Origin of the sequence: Microbacterium testaceum StLB037 (genome assembly GCF_000202635.1) — a bacterium.
Taxonomy (GTDB): domain Bacteria; phylum Actinomycetota; class Actinomycetes; order Actinomycetales; family Microbacteriaceae; genus Microbacterium; species Microbacterium testaceum_F.
Genome location: NC_015125.1, coordinates 2,952,872 through 2,970,510 on the forward strand (window position 1 = coordinate 2,952,872; position 17,639 = coordinate 2,970,510).

General features: G+C 70.3%; 19 protein-coding genes. 11 read left to right on the forward strand and 8 right to left on the reverse strand.

Annotated features, from left to right (window positions below; all coding sequences use genetic code 11):
* Positions 1 to 10 precede the first annotated feature (10 nt).
* The 4 genes from MTES_RS18580 to MTES_RS13415 form a co-directional block, all read right to left on the reverse strand.
* Positions 11 to 469, reverse strand: coding sequence for a hypothetical protein (locus MTES_RS18580; protein ID WP_148272884.1), 459 nt, complete (start codon positions 467 to 469; stop codon positions 11 to 13).
* Positions 470 to 546: 77 nt separating this feature from the next.
* On the reverse strand, positions 547 to 1,485 hold the full coding sequence (locus MTES_RS13405; RefSeq protein ID WP_013585808.1) for an NUDIX hydrolase: 939 nt from the start codon (positions 1,483 to 1,485) through the stop codon (positions 547 to 549).
* Entirely contained in the window at positions 1,482 to 3,650 is a 2,169-nt protein-coding gene (locus MTES_RS13410) for an RNA degradosome polyphosphate kinase (RefSeq protein WP_013585809.1), read from the reverse strand. Before MTES_RS13410 ends, MTES_RS13405 begins: the two co-directional genes overlap by 4 nt.
* Before the next feature lie 70 nt (positions 3,651 to 3,720).
* On the reverse strand, positions 3,721 to 4,413 hold the full coding sequence (locus MTES_RS13415) for a winged helix-turn-helix transcriptional regulator (RefSeq protein ID WP_043361449.1): 693 nt from the start codon (positions 4,411 to 4,413) through the stop codon (positions 3,721 to 3,723).
* Between the two features lie 117 nt (positions 4,414 to 4,530).
* On the opposite strand from MTES_RS13415, the gene MTES_RS13420 reads away from it, so the two are divergent.
* The 4 genes from MTES_RS13420 (at position 4,531) to MTES_RS13440 (ending at position 7,755) form a co-directional block, all read left to right on the forward strand.
* Complete coding sequence (locus MTES_RS13420) at positions 4,531 to 4,821, forward strand: hypothetical protein (RefSeq protein ID WP_013585811.1); 291 nt, start codon at positions 4,531 to 4,533, stop codon at positions 4,819 to 4,821.
* A 134-nt stretch (positions 4,822 to 4,955) separates the two neighbouring features.
* On the forward strand, positions 4,956 to 5,555 hold the full coding sequence (locus tag MTES_RS13430; RefSeq protein WP_013585812.1) for an FABP family protein: 600 nt from the start codon (positions 4,956 to 4,958) through the stop codon (positions 5,553 to 5,555).
* Between the two features lie 2 nt (positions 5,556 to 5,557).
* Positions 5,558 to 6,646, forward strand: a complete 1,089-nt coding sequence (locus tag MTES_RS13435) for a YgfZ/GcvT domain-containing protein (protein ID WP_013585813.1) — start codon at positions 5,558 to 5,560, stop codon at positions 6,644 to 6,646.
* On the forward strand, positions 6,643 to 7,755 hold the full coding sequence (locus MTES_RS13440) for an FUSC family protein (protein WP_013585814.1): 1,113 nt from the start codon (positions 6,643 to 6,645) through the stop codon (positions 7,753 to 7,755). Before MTES_RS13435 ends, MTES_RS13440 begins: the two co-directional genes overlap by 4 nt.
* Positions 7,756 to 7,775: 20 nt before the next feature.
* Here MTES_RS13440 and MTES_RS13445 read toward each other — a convergent pair whose 3' ends face one another.
* Entirely contained in the window at positions 7,776 to 8,564 is a 789-nt protein-coding gene (locus MTES_RS13445; RefSeq protein ID WP_043362956.1) for a methylase, read from the reverse strand.
* A gap of 60 nt (positions 8,565 to 8,624) precedes the next feature.
* On the opposite strand from MTES_RS13445, the gene MTES_RS13450 reads away from it, so the two are divergent.
* Positions 8,625 to 9,371, forward strand: a complete 747-nt coding sequence (locus MTES_RS13450; protein WP_013585816.1) for a phosphoglyceromutase — start codon at positions 8,625 to 8,627, stop codon at positions 9,369 to 9,371.
* Positions 9,372 to 9,431: 60 nt separating this feature from the next.
* On the opposite strand, the gene phoU is transcribed toward MTES_RS13450, so the two are convergent.
* Positions 9,432 to 10,109: a phosphate signaling complex protein PhoU gene (phoU, locus tag MTES_RS13455; protein ID WP_013585817.1), complete on the reverse strand. Its 678-nt coding sequence runs from the start codon at positions 10,107 to 10,109 to the stop codon at positions 9,432 to 9,434.
* Between the two features lie 169 nt (positions 10,110 to 10,278).
* Here phoU and MTES_RS13460 point away from each other — a divergent pair, with 169 nt between their 5' ends.
* Both MTES_RS13460 and MTES_RS13465 read left to right on the forward strand, forming a co-directional pair.
* Positions 10,279 to 11,496, forward strand: coding sequence for a sensor histidine kinase (locus MTES_RS13460; RefSeq protein WP_013585818.1), 1,218 nt, complete (start codon positions 10,279 to 10,281; stop codon positions 11,494 to 11,496).
* Positions 11,493 to 12,176: a response regulator transcription factor gene (locus MTES_RS13465; protein ID WP_013585819.1), complete on the forward strand. Its 684-nt coding sequence runs from the start codon at positions 11,493 to 11,495 to the stop codon at positions 12,174 to 12,176. Before MTES_RS13460 ends, MTES_RS13465 begins: the two co-directional genes overlap by 4 nt.
* Before the next feature lie 68 nt (positions 12,177 to 12,244).
* Here MTES_RS13465 and MTES_RS13470 read toward each other — a convergent pair whose 3' ends face one another.
* Positions 12,245 to 12,841 (reverse strand): hypothetical protein, encoded by a 597-nt coding sequence (locus MTES_RS13470; RefSeq protein WP_013585820.1) that lies wholly within the window; start codon positions 12,839 to 12,841, stop codon positions 12,245 to 12,247.
* Between the two features lie 165 nt (positions 12,842 to 13,006).
* Here MTES_RS13470 and MTES_RS13475 point away from each other — a divergent pair, with 165 nt between their 5' ends.
* On the forward strand, positions 13,007 to 13,489 hold the full coding sequence (locus MTES_RS13475; RefSeq protein ID WP_013585821.1) for a CarD family transcriptional regulator: 483 nt from the start codon (positions 13,007 to 13,009) through the stop codon (positions 13,487 to 13,489).
* 61 nt (positions 13,490 to 13,550) lie between these two features.
* Positions 13,551 to 14,714 (forward strand): 2-C-methyl-D-erythritol 4-phosphate cytidylyltransferase, encoded by a 1,164-nt coding sequence (ispD, locus tag MTES_RS13480; protein WP_013585822.1) that lies wholly within the window; start codon positions 13,551 to 13,553, stop codon positions 14,712 to 14,714.
* Here the strand turns inward: ispD and MTES_RS13485 are convergent.
* Positions 14,711 to 15,172, reverse strand: coding sequence for a GNAT family N-acetyltransferase (locus MTES_RS13485; RefSeq protein WP_013585823.1), 462 nt, complete (start codon positions 15,170 to 15,172; stop codon positions 14,711 to 14,713). The two genes, ispD and MTES_RS13485, sit on opposite strands and share 4 nt — an antisense overlap.
* A 68-nt stretch (positions 15,173 to 15,240) precedes the next feature.
* Here MTES_RS13485 and cysS point away from each other — a divergent pair, with 68 nt between their 5' ends.
* Positions 15,241 to 16,635 carry a cysteine--tRNA ligase gene (cysS, locus tag MTES_RS13490; RefSeq protein WP_013585824.1) on the forward strand — a complete coding sequence of 465 codons (1,395 nt, stop codon included), beginning with the start codon at positions 15,241 to 15,243 and terminating at the stop codon, positions 16,633 to 16,635.
* Positions 16,628 to 17,626 (forward strand): 23S rRNA (guanosine(2251)-2'-O)-methyltransferase RlmB, encoded by a 999-nt coding sequence (rlmB, locus tag MTES_RS13495; RefSeq protein WP_013585825.1) that lies wholly within the window; start codon positions 16,628 to 16,630, stop codon positions 17,624 to 17,626. The genes cysS and rlmB overlap by 8 nt, the downstream gene beginning before the upstream one ends.
* Positions 17,627 to 17,639 lie beyond the last annotated feature (13 nt).

Below are 17,639 nucleotides of genomic sequence, written 5' to 3' on the forward strand. Positions count from 1 at the left end.
CTCATCACGCCTATGGTCCGGCTGGTGACGGGCGACGACGGTCCGTCACCGGTGTCGCGGGGAGCACCGCGACAGCGACGACGACCCCATCCGGCCCCGCGACGTCGTACCCGTGGAGCGTGAGTCCGTCGTCGATGGTGGCGCTCCACGTTCCGTCTTCTCGCGCCGTCACCCGAACGCGCGCCGGATCGATGTCGAGCCCACGTCCGTCGGCTTTCACCACCGCCTCGACGCGTGCCCACGCTCGCGCATCGGCACCGGGCAAGACGCGGTCCAGGCCCGAGGCGGGGCCGGAGACGGCGTCGACCCCCACGCGTCCCTCACCCTCGAGCGTCGCGACCACCGCCCAGCCTTCCGCGTAGGACACGGATGCCGAGGCATCCACCCCCGAAACACGCAGGCGACCGTGTTCACCGCCGCACCGCTCGCAGCGCGAGGACAGCCGCGCCGCCGGGAGGAGTTCCGTCACCAGCGCCCGCGACACCTCACGACGCGATGCCCCATCAGCGACCTCGCCCCAGGCGACGCGCACACCCCGGGGGAGCGTCACACCGGCGGCTCGTGGGTCTCGATGGCGACGATGCCCGCTCCGGGGTGGTGAACGGGAATGTGGACCACCGAGAACGCCCCCGTCTCGAGCGCCGAGGAACTGCCGAGGTACGACCCCCGCATCGTCCCCGTCGCCAGGGCGAGTTCGTGCATGATCGCCGGCAGCACGGGGCCGTGACTCGAGAGCACGACGGGCTTGCGGGCACGCACCCGCTCGCCCACGGCGGTACGGACGTCGGCTCGCCCCTCTTCCCAGGCGTCCTGGCTGATGTCTGCGGTCGTCTGGATCCTCGCCGCCAGAGCCTGCGACAGCGGTGTCACCGTGCGGACGCACCGCTCCGCGGGGCTCGACACGATCCGGCGGACCCCGAAGGCGAGCAGCGGACCGACGATGGCGTTCGCCTGCCGGCGTCCGCGCGGGGTCAGGGGGCGCTCGGCATCCGGCCCCTCCCACTCGTCACGCGGGCGGGCCTTGCCGTGGCGCAGGGCGATGATCGGGAAGGTCGGGAGGGCCTTCTCGTCGACCAGCCGGATGAACTCATCGAGGATCTCGAGGTCGACGGGATAGCTCAAGTGCTTCCGCGCCTTCTTCAGGCTCATCCACTCGATCGCCGCGACCTCTTTGTTCGGCACGAAGCTGGATGTGCGCACCGCCGCGTCCGAGGCCTCTGCCGCCCAGTAGTGCACGATCTTCGTGCGCGAGCTCGGCATCCGGTATCGGGAGACGCCGACGGGCACCCCGAGAGCGACCCGGATGCCGGTCTCCTCGCGGATCTCGCGCACGGCGGTCTCGGCGAGGGTCTCGCCGGGGTCGACCTTGCCCTTGGGGAGCGTGATGTCGCGGTACTTGGTGCGATGGATCAGCAGGACGCGAAGTTTGCCGTCGATCTCGCGCCAGACCACCCCACCTGCCGCGTAGACGGCGGTTTCCGTCACCGTGCCGCCCGAACGCGCCGCTTGCGCTGCACGCGTGCCATCGTGTGCTCCTGCAGGTCGACGAGGGGTGCCCCCTCGGCATCGACGCTGTGGCGGACCCACTCGCCCTCGGAACCCAGATGCCACGACATCGTGCCGTCGTCCATCGCGAGGTCGAACAGGGTCGAGAGCTCCTGGAGCTGGTTCGGGTCGACGACGCGCACGAGGGCTTCGACGCGGCGGTCGAGGTTGCGGTGCATCATGTCGGCGCTGCCGATGTAGATCTGCTCGTCGCCGTCGTTCGCGAACGAGAAGATGCGCGAGTGCTCGAGGTATCGGCCGAGGATCGAGCGCACCGTGATGTTCTCGCTCATGCCGGGCACGCCGGGCTTGATCGAGCAGATGCCCCGCACCCAGACCTCGACGGGGACACCCGCCTGGCTGGCCCGGTACAGAGCGTCGATGATCTCTTCGTCGACCATCGAGTTGACCTTGATGCGCACGCGCGCGGGCTTGCCCTCGAGCGCGTTGCGGCGCTCCTTGTCGATGTGCCGGAGCAGCCCCTTGCGCAGGTGCAGCGGGGCGACGAGAAGACGCTTGAACTTCTTCTCGATCGCGTAGCCGCTCAGCTCGTTGAACAGGCGCGTCAGGTCGCGACCGACCTGGTCGTCGATCGTGAAGAGACCGAAGTCCTCGTAGATGCGGCTGGTCTTGGGGTTGTAGTTGCCCGTCCCGACGTGGCTGTAGTGGCGGAGCCGCCCCTCTTCCTCGCGGATGACGAGCGCGAGCTTGCAGTGCGTCTTGAGGCCCACGAGACCGTAGACCACGTGGACGCCGGCCTTCTCGAGCTTCCGCGCCCAGACGATGTTGTTGGCCTCGTCGAAGCGCGCCTTGACCTCGACGAGGGCGAGCACCTGCTTGCCGGCCTCGGCCGCGTCGATCAGTGCCTGCACGATGGGGCTGTCGCCCGAGGTGCGGTACAGCGTCTGCTTGATGGCGAGCACGTGCGGGTCGCGCGCCGCCTGCTCGAGGAACGCCTGCACGCTCGTCGCGAAGGACTCGTAGGGGTGGTGCACGAGCACGTCGGCCTTGCGGATCGCTCCGAACAGGTCGGCGCGTCCGTTCTGCTCCGGCGGCTGGAAGGCGAGGGCCGTCTTCGGCACGTGCGGCGGGTAGTGGAGGTCGGGACGGTCGATGCGCGAGAGGTCGAACAGTCCGCGCAGGTCGAGCGTCCCGGGCAGGCGGTAGACCTCCTGCTCGGTGATGTCGAGCTCGCTCAACAGCAGCGAACGCGTGACGTCGTCCATGTCCTCGGTGATCTCGAGGCGGATCGGCGGGCCGAAACGACGGCGCAGGAGCTCGGCCTCGAGGGCCTGGATGAGGTTCTCCGTCTCGTCTTCCTCGATCGTCATGTCCTCGTTGCGCGTGAGGCGGAACGCGTGGTGATCGAGCACCTCCATGCCCGGGAAGAGGTCCCCCAGGTGGTTGGAGATGAGCTCCTCGAGGGGGAGATAGCGCACGCCCGGGCCGTCGCTCGGGACCTCGACGAACCGCGGCAGCATCGGGGGCACCTTCAGACGCGCGAACTCCTGGCGACCGGTCCGCGCGTTGCGGATGCGGATCGCGAGGTTCAGCGACAGGCCGGAGATGTAGGGGAACGGGTGCGCCGGGTCGACCGCGAGGGGCATGAGGACCGGGAAGACGTTGCGCTGGAAGTACTCCGTCAGTCGCTCGGCCGTCGGCTCGTCGAGCGAGTCCCACGTGACGACCTCGATGCCGGCGTCGGCGAGGGCGGGACGGACCTTCTCGGTCCACGCCGCGGCGTGCCGCAGCTGAAGACGGTGGGCCTCCGCCGAGATGTCGGCGAGGACGTCCAGCGGGGCGCGACCGACGTTCGTCGGCACGGCGAGCCCGGTGATGATGCGGCGCTTCAAACCGGCGACGCGCACCATGAAGAACTCGTCGAGGTTGCTGGCGAAGATCGCGAGGAAGTTCGCGCGCTCCAGGACCGGGACCGTGGGGTCTTCGGCGAGCTCGAGCACCCGCTGGTTGAAGGCGAGCCAGCTGACCTCCCGGTCCAGGTACCGGTGATCGGGAAGCTGGTCGTCCTCGGCCTCGATCGCCTCGTCGAAGTCGTCGTCGTCCGCGTCGCCGAGGCCCGCGTCGAGCGCGTCGTGTTCCATCATCCCCACATCATTGCAGGGGTCGGTGACACGGGAGTGAACACGCGGTACCCGCGTGCTCCGGCGGGGGTGTTCAGACGGAAGTGGATGCCACCGGCGGCTGCTCGTCTTCGTAGACGTTGAAGCGGTAGCCGACGTTGCGCACGGTGCCGATGAGCTGCTCGAGATCGCCGAGCTTGGCGCGCAGGCGGCGCACGTGCACGTCGACGGTGCGCGTCCCCCCGAAGTAGTCGTATCCCCAGACCTCGCTCAGCAGCTGCTCGCGGGTGAACACCCGGGAGGGGTGCGTCGCGAAGAAGTGCAGGAGCTGGAACTCCTTGTAGGTGAGGTCCAGCGGCTTGCCGTGCACCTTCGCGGAGTACGAGGACTCGTCGATCGTGATCCCGGAGGTCTGGATGCGCGTCGACACCTGGTCGGCACTGCGGCGGCCCATCGCGAGGCGGATGCGGGCGTCGATCTCGGCGGGACCGGCCCCGACCAGCACGACGTCGTCGATGCCCCAGTCGGTCGAGACGGCGGTGAGTCCGCCCTCGGTGATGACGAGGATGAGGGGAGCCTCGATGCCCGTGGTCGTGAGGATCTTGCACAGCGACTTGGCGCCGACCAGGTCGAAGCGCGCATCGACGAAGACGATGTCGGCGCTGGGGGCGTTGACCAGTTGCGCGGGTTCGGCCGGAATCTGCCGTACCCGGTGGCTCAGCAGTTCGAGCGCAGGCAGCACGGCACCGCCGCCGGGGGCGGAGCTGAGAACGAGAAGTTGAGCCACACGGTCCTCCCAGTGCGGGCTGCCGCACACCCGCCCATCTTAGGGTGAGCCGCGACACGACGCCGTACGACCCTCTTCCCACGTGCGCCACGCCTCCGCGTGGGGAATGATGGAGGCATGTCGACGCCCGACCTCGTACCGCGCCGCACCTACGGCGGTGTGATCGCCGTCTGGGCCCTGGCGGTCGTGGCCGGTGTCGTCATCGGCATCCTGGTTCCGGTGCACGCGCGGGCGCAGTGGGTGACGGTGGCGCTGGGCGGGTGCGTCATCGCGGCGTTCGCGATCCAGCTATGGTATGGCCGGTCGCAGGCCTTCATCCAGCGGATGGCCGCGAGCGTGCTCGGAGCCCTCATCGTTCTGGGGCTCATCACGGCCGGCTTCGGGCTGGCGGCCATCGTTCCCCGCTAGAGTTGAGGGCATGAACCTCCTCGCGCTCGAACTGTTCTTCGTGGGACTTCTCGGCCTGGCGTCGCTGGCGATCGCTTTCGTATCGGGAACGGTCATCTGGAACCTCTACCGCGGCCAGCGCTGATCGGCATCTCGTGATCGAGATTCCGACGGATCTTCCCGCCGACCTCGTCCCGCTCTCGTGGCTCCTCGGCGTCTGGGAGGGCACCGGGGTCATCGATTACGAGGCGGACGGCCGGTCGTTCTCGGGCGAGTTCGCGCATCGCGTGAGCTTCAGCCACGACGGCGGCGATTTCCTGAACTACTCCGCGGACGCGTGGCTCCTCGACGGTGAGGAGCGACGCCCGCTGGTCTCGGAGATCGGGTATTGGCGTATCGCCCGGCCGTCGACCGATGCGGATGCCGGTCCGGCTCTGCTGCCGCCGACCGACGCCGCCGTCGTCCGCTCGGCGGACGATGTGGAATCGCTCCGCAACGCCGACGGCGGGTTCGATCTCGAAGTGAGTCTGGTGCATTCCGACGGCGTCCTCGAGCTGTACGTGGGGCAGGTCAAGGGTCCCCGCATCGACCTCGCCACCGACGCCGTGGTGCGGACGGCCGGCGCGAAGCCGTACACCGCCGCGACGCGCCTGTACGGTCTCGTCGACAACCACCTGCTCTGGGCGTGGGACATTGCGGCTCTCGGGCGCGAGCTGGGCTCCCACGCCTCGGCGCGGCTCGCCCGGGCGGAATGATCATGGCGACGCTCGCAGACGTGCCCGGTGCCGTCGTCGACGACCGCGGTCTCCGCCACATCGGCTCTCCCGTCGCGGAACAGCGACGCTTGGCATCCGGTGCCGCTCTCGCCCCCCTCGGCGACCGCCGTGTCATCTCGGTGGGTGGCGAAGACCGGCGCAGCTGGCTCGACTCGCTCTCGTCGCAGGCGCTGACGCACCTCGCCCCGGGCGTGTCGACGGAGATGCTCATCCTTGATCCGCAGGGGCGCGTCGAACACGCCGCCTCCGTCGTCGACGACGGCGAGACCGCATGGCTCATCGTCGACGCGACCGACATCGAGGCGCTCGCCGGGTGGCTGACGCGCATGCGGTTCCGCTTACGCGTCGAGGTGAAGGACCGCTCCGACGATCTCTTCGTCGTGGGCGGCACGCGCGACGCGGTGTCGTCTCTGTCGGCCGTCGCGCCGGTCTGGATCGACCCGTGGCCGGACGTGTCGCCCGGGGGCTGGGCGTATGCGCGCGTTGAACCGCACCCCGGCGCCGACCGCGACTGGGCCGAAGCGATTCTGGATGCCGCGGAGTTCGACCGCGTGATCGACGCTGCCGTGCGGGGCGAGGTCTCGCTGGCGGGCCTCGACGCCGTGGAAGCGCTCCGCGTGGCCGCCTGGCGTCCTCGGGTCGGGGTCGACGCCGACGAGCGGTTGCTTCCGCACGAGATGGACTGGCTGCGGACCGCGGTCCACCTGTCGAAGGGCTGCTACCGCGGTCAGGAGACGGTGGCGAAGGTGCACAACCTCGGCCACCCGCCTCGGCGCGTGGTCGCGCTCCAGCTCGACGGCAGCGACAACGTCCTCCCGCAGCGCGGTGACGAGGTGCGGGTTGGGGACGCGGTGATCGGCGCGATCACGTCGGTCGCCGTGCATCACGAAGAGGGTCCGATCGCGCTGGCCCTGATCAAGCGGAATGCCCCCGAGGGCGTGCCGCTCGTCATCGACACCGCCGACGGCCCGCTGGCCGCCGCGCAGGAGACCGTCGTCCCCGCGGATGCGGGTGCCACGGCCTCGATTCCGCGGCTTCCGCGCCTCGGACGCCGTCGCGCCGCGGAATGACCGCGGACGACTCCTCGACCACCACCGTCGGGGTGGCGGTGTCGCGGCCGGGATGGCGCGTGTCCCTGGCTCGACGCAGCGCGCGGGTGCGCGAATCCCTGCCGGCGATCGCGCAGATCGTCGTCGCGGCGACCGCGGCCTACTGCTTCGCGCACTTCGTGCTGGGGCACAGCATCCCGCTCCTTGCGGCCACGGTGACCGTCTCGAGTCTGGGGCTCGTCCGCGACGCGCGACCCTGGCGCGTCGCCGAAACCGTTGCCGGGATGCTTGTCGGCATCCTCATCGCGGAGCTCGTGCTGCTGGTCGCGGGTGCCGGGTGGTGGCAGATCGCGCTCGCGATGACGGTCACGCTCCTCGCCGCGCGCTTCCTCTCGCCGCAGCCCGGTTTCGCGCTCGCGGCGGTCGTGCAGTCGCTCATCGCCCTCGTCCTCGTCTCCGGCGTGCCGTTCCTGCGGCTCGTCGACGGCGCGGTCGGGGGAGTGGCGGCTCTCATCGTGACCGCGCTGATCCCGCGGACCCTGCGCCGCACGGAGCTGCGCGACGCCGACGAGCTCTTCGACGCCCTCGACGTGGCGATGACGACCATCGTGCGGGCACTGCGCAAGGGCGACAGGGCGCGCGCCGAGCGCGGCCTCGAGCGCGCGCGATCGCTGCAGACCTACGTCGACGCGTGGAGCGGATCGCTCGAGTCGGGGCAGGAGGTCGCGCGCATCTCGCCGTTCCTCCGTCGCCAGCGGACCGAGCTGCAGAGGCACGCGCGCGTGCGCGAGGCCCTGGACCTGGCGACCCGCAACCTGCGCGTGGTCGCGCGGCGCGCCGCCTACCTCTGCGCCGACGGCCACGCCCGACCGGTTCCCGCCGACCTCCTCGCGGAGCTGGCGCGCGGCGCGTCCCTGGTCCGCGACAGCCTCGACGACATCTCCCTCGAACCGGCGGCGCGCGCCGCTCTCGTCGCCGTCATCCGCCGCCTCGATCCAGCGGTTCTGCTCCCGGACGGCGGGGTCGGGGAGCTCAATCTCGTGGCCGCGATGCGACCGCTCGCCGTCGACCTGCTGGTCGCCGCGGGGATGCCGTCGACCGAGGCCCGGGCTCTGCTCCCACGGATCTGACCGGCGCGTGTCTGCGTGCCTCAGCGGGGCGCCACGGCGGCCCAGGCCACCTCGACCTCGCCGAGCCTCCACCGCTCCCGCCGCACGAGCGGCCAGCCGCCGTCGACGAGGGCGTGCATCGCGGTCCGCCAACGATGCACGGGTCCGAAGGGCGCGACCGCCGCGGCCCTCGTCCACTCCCGATCGAGGGATGCCACGAACTCGTGCACCCGCTCGCCGGGGACGTTGCGGTGGATCAGCGCTTTCGGCAGGCGCTCGGCGGCGATCGCGGGGGAGTCGAGCTCCGCGAGACGCAGCGAGATCGTGAGAGTCCGGGGCACGGCATCCGCCCCCACCTCGATCCAGGTCGCGACCCGTCCGATCTCGTCGCAGGTGCCCTCGACGAGGATGCCGTCGGGCTGCAGTCGCGCACACATCAGCGCCCACGCCTCGGCCACATCGGACTCGTCGTACTGCCGCAGCACGTTGAGGGCTCGGATGACGGCCGGTCGACGCGCCCCGGGGACGGGGACTTCGAAGCCGCCGCGCGCGAAGGACACGCCCTCGACCCCGACGGACTGCTCGCGCGCCCGGGCGACGCGGTCGGGATCGATCTCGAGCCCCAGGACCTCGGCATCCGGCCTCTGGCTCCGGAGACGGGCGAGAAGCTCGAGGGGCGTGACGGCGCTCGCTCCGAAGCCGAGGTCGACCACGAGCGGGTCGTCGGTGCGGCGGAGCACCGGATGCCGAGCGATCCAGCGATCGATCCGCCGCAGGCGGTTGGTCCCGGTCGTGCCGCGGGTCGGGCGGCCGACGGGGGAGGAACTCATTCCCGACATGATGCCAGGCTCCGCTCGGGAGCAACCCGTCCGCGTCGATAGCATGGACTCATGCCTCACACGCTGATCCTCCTCCGCCACGGGCAGAGCGAGTGGAACAAGACCAACCAGTTCACCGGCTGGGTCGACGTGCGACTCACCGACCAGGGCAAGGCCGAGGCGAAGCGCGGCGGCGAGCTGCTCGCCGAGTCCGGCATCCTGCCTGACGTGCTGCACACCTCGGTGCTCAGCCGCGCGATCCAGACGGCGAACATCGCGCTCGACGCGGCCGACCGTCTGTGGATCCCCGTGAAGCGCTCGTGGCGCCTCAACGAGCGTCACTACGGCGCTCTGCAGGGCAAGGACAAAGCGCAGACGCTCGAAGAGTTCGGTAACGAGCAGTTCATGCTCTGGCGCCGTTCGTTCGACGTTCCGCCGCCGCCGCTGCCCGCGGACGACCAGTACAGTCAGGTCGGTGACCCCCGCTACGTCGGCATCAACGGCGAGGTTCCCGACACCGAGTCGCTGAAGATCGTCATCGACCGCATGCTGCCGTACTGGCACAGCGACATCGTCCCCGACCTGCAGGCGGGAAAGACCGTGCTCGTCACCGCGCACGGCAACTCGCTGCGCGGCCTCGTGAAGCACCTCGAGGGCATCAGCGACGCCGACATCGCGGAGCTGAACATCCCCACGGGCATCCCGCTCGTCTACCGCCTCGACGACGACCTCAAGCCCCTCGGCCCGGGCGAGTACCTCGACCCCGAGGCCGCTGCCGCGGGGGCCGCGGCCGTGGCCGCGCAGGGCAACAAGCACTGACACCGCACGAGAGAAGGGGGTGGATGCCGATCGGCATCCACCCCCTTCTTCGTTCCGCGCTCAGACGAGGGGGGTGTGTTCGACCTCATCGTCCGCGCCGGCCCAGTCGCCCGTCGCGAGGTACACGACCTTCTTGGCGACGGACACCGCGTGATCGGCGAAGCGCTCGTGGTAGCGGCTCGCGAGGGTCGCGTCGACCGTTGCGGTGGCCTCGCCCTTCCACGAGTCGCCGAGGACCTTCTCGAAGACGCTGACGTGCAGCTCGTCGATGTCGTCGTCGGCGTCGCGGATGGCCTCGGCGATGCGCAGGTCCTGCGTGCGCAGCAGCTCGGCGAGCTTGCGCGACACCTCGACGTCGAGCTCGCCCATGCGGGTGAACGTGGTCTTGAGGCCCTTGGGGATCGCGCGCTCGGGGAAGCGCGACCGCGCCAGCTGCGCGATGTGCTCGGCCATGTCGCCCATGCGCTCGAGCGAGGCGCTCACGCGCAGCGCCGTCACGACGATGCGCAGGTCGCGCGCGACAGGCTGCTGGCGAGCGAGGATCTCGATGGCGAGCTCGTCGAGCTCGAGGGCCTTCTCGTCGATGACCGCGTCGGCCTCGATGACCTCTTCGGCCAGCGAGACGTCGCTGGTACCGAATGCGCGCGTGGCGCGGTCGATGGCGACCGTCACGAGGTCGGCGATCTCGACCAGGCGGCCCTGAACGTCCTCGAGGGACTGGTGGAATACTTCGCGCATCGCGGTACCTTCCGTCGGCGGCACGGCACAGGGACGTCCCGCTACCTCCCGGGATTGTTTCCAGCGAAGATGAACGAACGGTGCCGTGACAGTGAATAGTAACGTTCGGCTTCGGCATCCACCGCCTGAACGGCCGGTGACGCCGTGACCTCGCCTTTACTCTGGTGACATGGAACCACCGCAGCTCTCGCTGCTCGCGCTCCTCGTCGGGCTTGTGCTCGGGGGCGGCATCGTCGGCCTCGTGGTCGGCGCCCTGCGAGCGAGGGATCGGTCGCTCGCGCAGACGACCGCGGACCTCCCCGAGGGGGTCGAGGCCATGCTCGGAGCGATGGACGACCCCGCTTTCGTGTGCGACATGTCGTCGACGGTCCTGGCCCTGTCCTCGTCCGCCGGGGTGTTCGGCCTGGTCGCCGGAGAAGTGATCGCCAGCGATGAGCTGCGACGGGTCGCCCGCGCCGCACGCGACTCGGGCGCATCGGTGAGCGAGAACCTCCGCCTGCGCCGAGGGGCCGCTCCCGCGGAGCCGCGTCTCGTCGCGGTCCGGGCAACCCCGATCTCTCCGCGGCTGGCGCTCCTCGTCTTACGCGACATCACCGAGCGCGAGCGCGTCGAAGAGATGCGCCGCGACTTCGTGGCGAACACCAGTCACGAGCTCAAGACCCCCGTCGGCGCGGTGAGCCTGCTGGCCGAGGCGATCGAGTCCGCCGCCGACGACCCCGAGCAGGTGCGCTACTTCTCGTCGCGCCTGCAAGCGGAGGTCACGCGGCTGGGTGCTCTGGTCAATCGCATCCTGAGTCTGTCCCGCCTGCAGGCGTCGGACGAGTTGCGCGACGTCCGCGACGTCTCGATCGACGAAGTCGTGACCTCGGCGGTCGAGGCGTATGCGATGGCCGCGGACTCCGCGCAGGTGACGGTGGTGCGCGGCGGCACCAAGGGTCTGTGGGTGCGCGGCGAGCCGCAGATCCTCACCGAGGCTCTCGGCAACCTCGTGGCCAACGCGATCGCCTACTCGCCGAGCGGCTCCAAGGTCGGCGTCGGCGTGAAGCTCGACGACACGGTCGTCGAGATCGCGGTCACCGACCGCGGCATCGGCATCCCCGAGGCCGACCAGCACCGGGTGTTCGAACGCTTCTACCGCGCCGACCAGGCACGATCGCGTCGCACCGGAGGCACCGGGCTCGGCTTGTCGATTGTCAAGCACGCCGTCCAGCGCCACGGCGGCGAGGTGCGGTTGTGGTCGCGCCCCGACCGCGGATCGACCTTCACCATCCGCCTGCCCCTGTCCGAGGCACCCGACCTCGAACCCGCCCGCGCGAAGCCGGGACGCAAGAGCCGCAAGGCCGCTTCCGTCCCGCGTCCCGCCCCCAAGAACGGAGACCCCGTATGACCCGCGTTCTGATCGTCGAGGACGAGCCGGACCTCGCCGACCCGCTGGCCTATCTGCTGCGGCGGGAGGGATACGAGGTCGAGATCGCCGAGGACGGCGCGCTCGCCCTGTCGGCCTTCCACGATCGCGGAGCCGACATCGTGCTGCTCGACCTGATGCTGCCGGGGATGCCGGGCACGGAAGTGTGCCGTCAGCTCCGGCTGTCGTCGCACGTGCCGATCATCATGCTGACCGCGAAGGACTCCGAGGTCGACATCGTCGTGGGTCTCGAGCTCGGGGCGGACGACTACGTGACCAAGCCGTACTCGACGCGCGAGCTCCTCGCGCGCATGCGCGCGGTCCTGCGGCGCCGGACGCCGGATGACGCCGATCTCGACGATCGCATCCTCAGCGGAGGGCGCGTGACCCTCGACATCGACCGGCACACGGTGGCGGTGGACGGCAACGAGATCAACATGCCGTTGAAGGAATTCGAGCTGCTCGAGGTCCTCATGCGCAACGCGGGGCGCGTGCTCACGCGCGGCCAGCTCATTGATCGCGTGTGGGGGACCGACTACTTCGGCGACACGAAGACCTTGGACGTGCACATCAAGCGCATCCGGTCGCGGATCGAGCAGAGCCCCAGCGAGCCGGCGATGCTCGTCACCGTTCGAGGGCTCGGCTACCGCTTCGAGTCCTGAGGCGACAAAAGGGGAAGGCGCCGCGTGAGAACGTCGGCGCCTTCCTCGTTGGTCGAGAAGTCGACCGGTTACGGCGTGGGGGTCGGCGTCGGGACGCTGGGCGTCGACGTCGAGCTCGGCATCGGGATCGGAGTTGCCGTGACCGTCGGGTACGGAGTCGGCGCGAGGGTGCTGAGGTACTGCACGGCACCGTCCAGGACGGGCACCTGCATGAGGGCGCCCTCGCCGTCGCCGGACTGGAAGTACACGGGGATCGTGGAGCCGGGAACGGCGTCGATTCCCTCGAGGCGGAGGGGCTCCACGCCGTTGGCGAGATCGCCGAGGCTGAGGGTGCTGCTGGCCGGGACCTTGACGGAAGCACGGACCGCCGAGGAGCCTTCGCCGACCTCGACGCGTAGGGTCTGCGGCTCGCTCGTGGAGTTGACGACGGCGGCGACGAAGTTTCCGAGCTCGCCGTCCTCGTCGGCCACGATCAGCGCGTTGCGCACGTCGAGCGGACCGGAGGCCGCGGGGACGTTCACGCCGTCAGAAGCGGAGTAGTCGATCGTCGTCGCCTGCGGCGCGAGGATGTTGCAACCCGTCGTGCCCAGCACGACAGCGGCACCTACGGCGATGGACGCGATCAGGCGCGATTTCACGGATCCTCCCAGGACGACAGACGGCACGCCCCCATCCTACGGGGTCGGCGCGCCGCGGTCGGCTCGACCACGCGTGCGGACGTGCGTCGCGCGGGCGAGATGCGCGCGTGAGAGAGGCGTCGGCCAGGAGGGCGGAACCTTAGCGTATGACTGCCTGTGGTATCCTGGATGTTGCCGAAAGGACATAACTCCATGCTTTTTGAGGTTGGCGAGACCGTCGTTTACCCGCACCATGGCGCGGCCACGATCATCGAGGTCAAAGAACGCGTCATCAAGGGCGAGACGAAGAAATACCTGAAGCTGAACGTCACGCAAGGCGACCTCGTGATCGAGGTCCCGGCTGACAACGTCGACCTGGTCGGCGTTCGCGACGTCATCGGCAAAGAGGGTCTCGATCGCGTCTTCGACGTGCTGCGCGCACCGTTCACCGAAGAGCCCACCAACTGGTCTCGTCGCTACAAGGCGAACCTCGAGAAGTTGGCCTCGGGCGATGTCATCAAGGTGAGCGAGGTCGTCCGCGACCTGTGGCGCCGCGACCAGGATCGCGGACTCTCCGCGGGCGAGAAGCGCATGCTGGCCAAGGCCCGCCAGATCCTCGTGTCCGAGCTTGCTCTGGCCGAGAAGACCGACGAAGACCGCGCGAGCGTCGTGCTCGACGAGGTCCTCGCGTCCTGAGACGCTTCATCGCCCGTCGCTCGCTCCGAGCGGCGGGCGATGCCCGCGCTAGCGTAGGGGAGTGACCCCCTCGCCTTCTCCGCGCCTCGCAGTCATCGTCGTCGCCGCCGGCTCCGGAACCCGTCTGAACGGGGGAGCGCCCAAGGCGTTCGTCGCCCTCGATGACCGCGCGATCCTGGAGCATTCCCTGGACGGGGTGTTCGCCGCCCCGTCCGCGCACGTCGTGGTCGTCGTTCCCGACGGTTACGAGGATGCCGCGCGCACCGCCGCCGGAGGCCGCGGCGGGCGGGTGCACGTCGTCGTCGGGGGGCGCACCCGGCAGGAATCGGTCGCCGCCGGTCTCGCGGTCCTCGAGCCGAGCGTCGAGTTCGTTCTCGTGCACGACGCGGCCCGCGCGTTGACCCCCGTCGCCGTCTTCGAGAGGGTCATCGACGCCCTCGAGCAGGGTGCGCCGGCGGTCATTCCGGCGGTCCCCGTCGTCGACACGATAAAGCGCGTCGACGATGACGGCATCATCGTGGCCGCGGTCGACCGGTCGGAGCTCGCCGCGGCCCAGACGCCTCAGGGCTTCCGTCGCGATGTCCTCGAGGCGGCGGTCGTCGCGGCTGACGCCGACCACACGGACGACGCCGCCCTCGTCGCGGCAGCTGGTCACACGGTCGTCACGGTCGCGGGCGATGCGAACTCGTTCAAGATCACCACCGCCCCCGACCTCGAGCGCGCCCGAGGCCTCGTCGCCCCGCGCCACGCGATGATCCCTCGCATCGGCATCGGGACCGATGTCCACGGCTTCGGGGGAGAAGGCACCCTCTGGCTCGCGGGTCTCGAGTGGCCCGGCGAACAGGCCCTCTCCGGTCACTCCGACGGCGACGCCGTCGCGCACGCGATCGTCGACGCGCTCCTGGCCGCTGCGGGGCTGGGCGACATCGGCACGCACTTCGGCACGGATCGGCCCGAGTTCTCGGGTGCCCACGCCGAGGCCTTCCTGTCGCACACCGTCGAGTTGCTGGCGGCCGCCGGCTGGCGGGTGGGGAACGTCTCGGTGCAGGTGCAGGCGAACCGCCCGCGCTTCGCCGCTCGCCGTGTCGAGAGCGAGCGGGCTCTGTCGGCAGCACTCGGCGGAGCGCCGGTGTCGGTGAGTGCGACGACGACGGACGGCCTGGGATTCACCGGCCGCACCGAGGGCGTCGCCGCGTTCGCGACCGCCCTGGTCGTCCCCCTCTAGAGCTCCCGCATCATGAACGTCGACAGCGGATCGGGCGCGTAGGGCGCGAACGGCGGGCACTCCGCGAAACCCTCGCTCGCATAGAGACGACGAGCGGCGACGAACTCCTCGGTGCTTCCCGTCTCCAACCACAGACTCCGGATGCCGCGCGCCCGCGCCTCGACCATGAGGTGCCGCACGAGTGCTCGTCCGATCCCCTGTCCGAGGAAGCGCTCGTCGACGCGCATCGACTTGATCTCGGCGCGCTCGTCGCTCAGGGCGGATAGCGCCCCGATGCCGGCGAGCTCGCCGTCGACCCACGCGGACCACAGCTGTACCCCGTCGCCCGCGAGCCGGTCGAGGTCGTAGGCGTGCACGCTCTCGGGCGGGGTGTTCGCGAGCATCCCGCCGAGGTGAGCGGCGACCAGCGCACGGGTCGCCGCGCCGGTCAGGTCGTCGGGTCGGATTTCGAGGGACACGACTCGACCGTAGCGTCCCCGTGTTTCCGGCTCGGGTCGCGGTCAGGGGCGGCCGGTAGGCTAGGGCGGTGACTGTTCGGCTGTACGACACGAGAGCGCAGGCCCTGCGCGACTTCGCTCCTCTCGACCCCTCGAACGTCACGGTCTACGTCTGCGGCCCCACCGTGCAGTCGGGCCCGCACATCGGTCATGTGCGCGCGGCCCTCGCGTTCGATCTGCTCCGCCGCTGGCTCGCCCACCGGTACGGCCGGGTGACCTTCGTCCGCAACGTCACCGACATCGACGACAAGGTGCTCGCGAACGCCACCGCCACCGAACCGTGGTGGGCGCTCGCCTACCGCATGGAGCTCGAATTCTCGCGCGCCTACGCGGCCATCGGCATCCTGCCCCCCACATACGAACCGCGGGCGACCGCCTCCGTGACGCAGATGCAGGAGTTGATCGCCGAGCTCATCGAGCGGGGTCACGCGTACGCCGCCGCCGGCGACGTCTACTTCGACGTGCGGTCCTGGCCCGCGTACGGCGAGCTGACCCGGCAGAGCCTGGATGCCATGGAGCCCGCCGCCGATGCCGACCCTCGGGGCAAGCGGGACCCGCGCGACTTCGCCCTCTGGAAGGGGGCGAAGGACGACGAGCCCGCTTCGGCCACCTGGGCGTCGCCCTGGGGAGCGGGCCGGCCGGGCTGGCATATCGAGTGCTCGGCGATGTCGCGCCGCTACCTCGGTCCGGAGTTCGACATCCACGGGGGCGGTCTCGACCTGCGCTTCCCCCACCACGAGAACGAGATCGCCCAGTCCACCGCGGCGGGCGACGCGTTCGCGCGGTACTGGGTGCACAACGGGCTCGTGACCGTCGATGGGCAGAAGATGTCGAAGTCGCTGGGCAACTTCACGCTCGCGTCCGACGTGCTGGCCGAGAACGATCCCCGCGTGGTGCGTTATGCGCTGGCCGCGGCGCATTACCGGTCGAACCTCGACGTTTCCGATCGCGCCTTCGCCGAGGCGGCCAGCGCCCTGGGCCGCATCGCGACGTTCCGCCAGCGCGTGCTGCGCGCCGCCGGGGCCGACCCCACCGTGATCCTTCCCGGGGACGTCCCCGAGACGTTCGCCGCCGCCATGGACGACGACCTCAGCGTTCCTCAGGCCCTCGCCGTGGTGCACGAGACGGTGCGCGCCGGTAACGTCGCCCTCGATGCGGGCGACCTCGACGCCGGCGTCGCGGCCCATCGCTCCGTCGCCGCGATGCTCGGCATCCTGGGACTGGATGCCGACGAGCCCGCGGTCGCGACAGGATCGAGCGAGACCGCTCTCGACGCCCTCGTGCAGACGATGATCACTCAGCGCGCTCAGGCGCGCGCCGACAAGGACTGGGCGGCGGCCGATCGCATCCGTGATGCCATCGCCGCCGCAGGAATCACGCTGGAGGACACTCCGGCCGGAACACATTGGAGTATCGATGGCTAAGCCTGGACGCCCGGGAGCACGCAACCCCGGAAAGAAGAAGGGTCCCCTGAAGGGCACCGGCGGGCACTCCCGCAAGGCGCTCGAAGGTCGGGGTCCCACCCCGAAGGCGGAGGACCGCGCCTGGCACCCCGCCGGCAAGCGCAAGGCCGCCGAGGAGCGGTACGCCGCCGCCGGCGGCAAGGGCCGCCCCGGCGTCCGCGCGGTCGGGAGCAACTCCAACCGGAAGAGCCCGAAGGCCTCGGACGACACCGAGACCGTCACCGGCCGTAACTCAGTGCTCGAGGCGCTGCGCGCGAAGATCCCCGCCACGGCCTTCTACATCGCCCAGCGCGTCGAGATGGATGACCGCGTCAAGGAGATGCTGTCGATCGCGACGAACCGGGGCATCCCCGTCCTCGAGGTCACGCGGCCCGAGCTGGACCGCATGGCCGGTTTCGACGGCGTCCACCAGGGCGTCGCGCTCAAGGTGCCGCCGTACACCTACGCGCACCCGCAGGACCTGCTCGAGCAGATCATCGACCGCGGCGAGGTTCCGCTTCTCGTGGCGCTCGACGGCGTCACCGACCCGCGCAACCTCGGGGCGATCATCCGCTCCACCGGGGCGTTCGGCGGTCAGGGGCTCATCCTTCCGCAGCGCCGCTCCGCGAGCGTCAACTCCGCCGCGTGGAAGACCAGCGCCGGCGCCGCCGCGCGCATCCCGGTGGCCCTGGCGGCCAACCTCACCGCGACGCTCAAGGAGTTCAAGAAGCAGGGCGTGTTCGTGCTTGGTCTCGCCGGTGACGGCGATGTCTCGCTGCCGGCGCTCGAGCTCGCCGACCGTCCCGTCGTGATCGTCGTGGGGTCCGAGGGCAAGGGGCTCTCGCGCCTGGTCACCGAGACGTGCGACCAGGTCGTGTCGATCCCGATCTCGACCGCGACCGAGTCCCTGAACGCCGGGATCGCGGCATCCGTGGCCCTGTACCAGGTGTCGACGCTCCGCGCCGCCCACTGAACCGCTGAGAGAG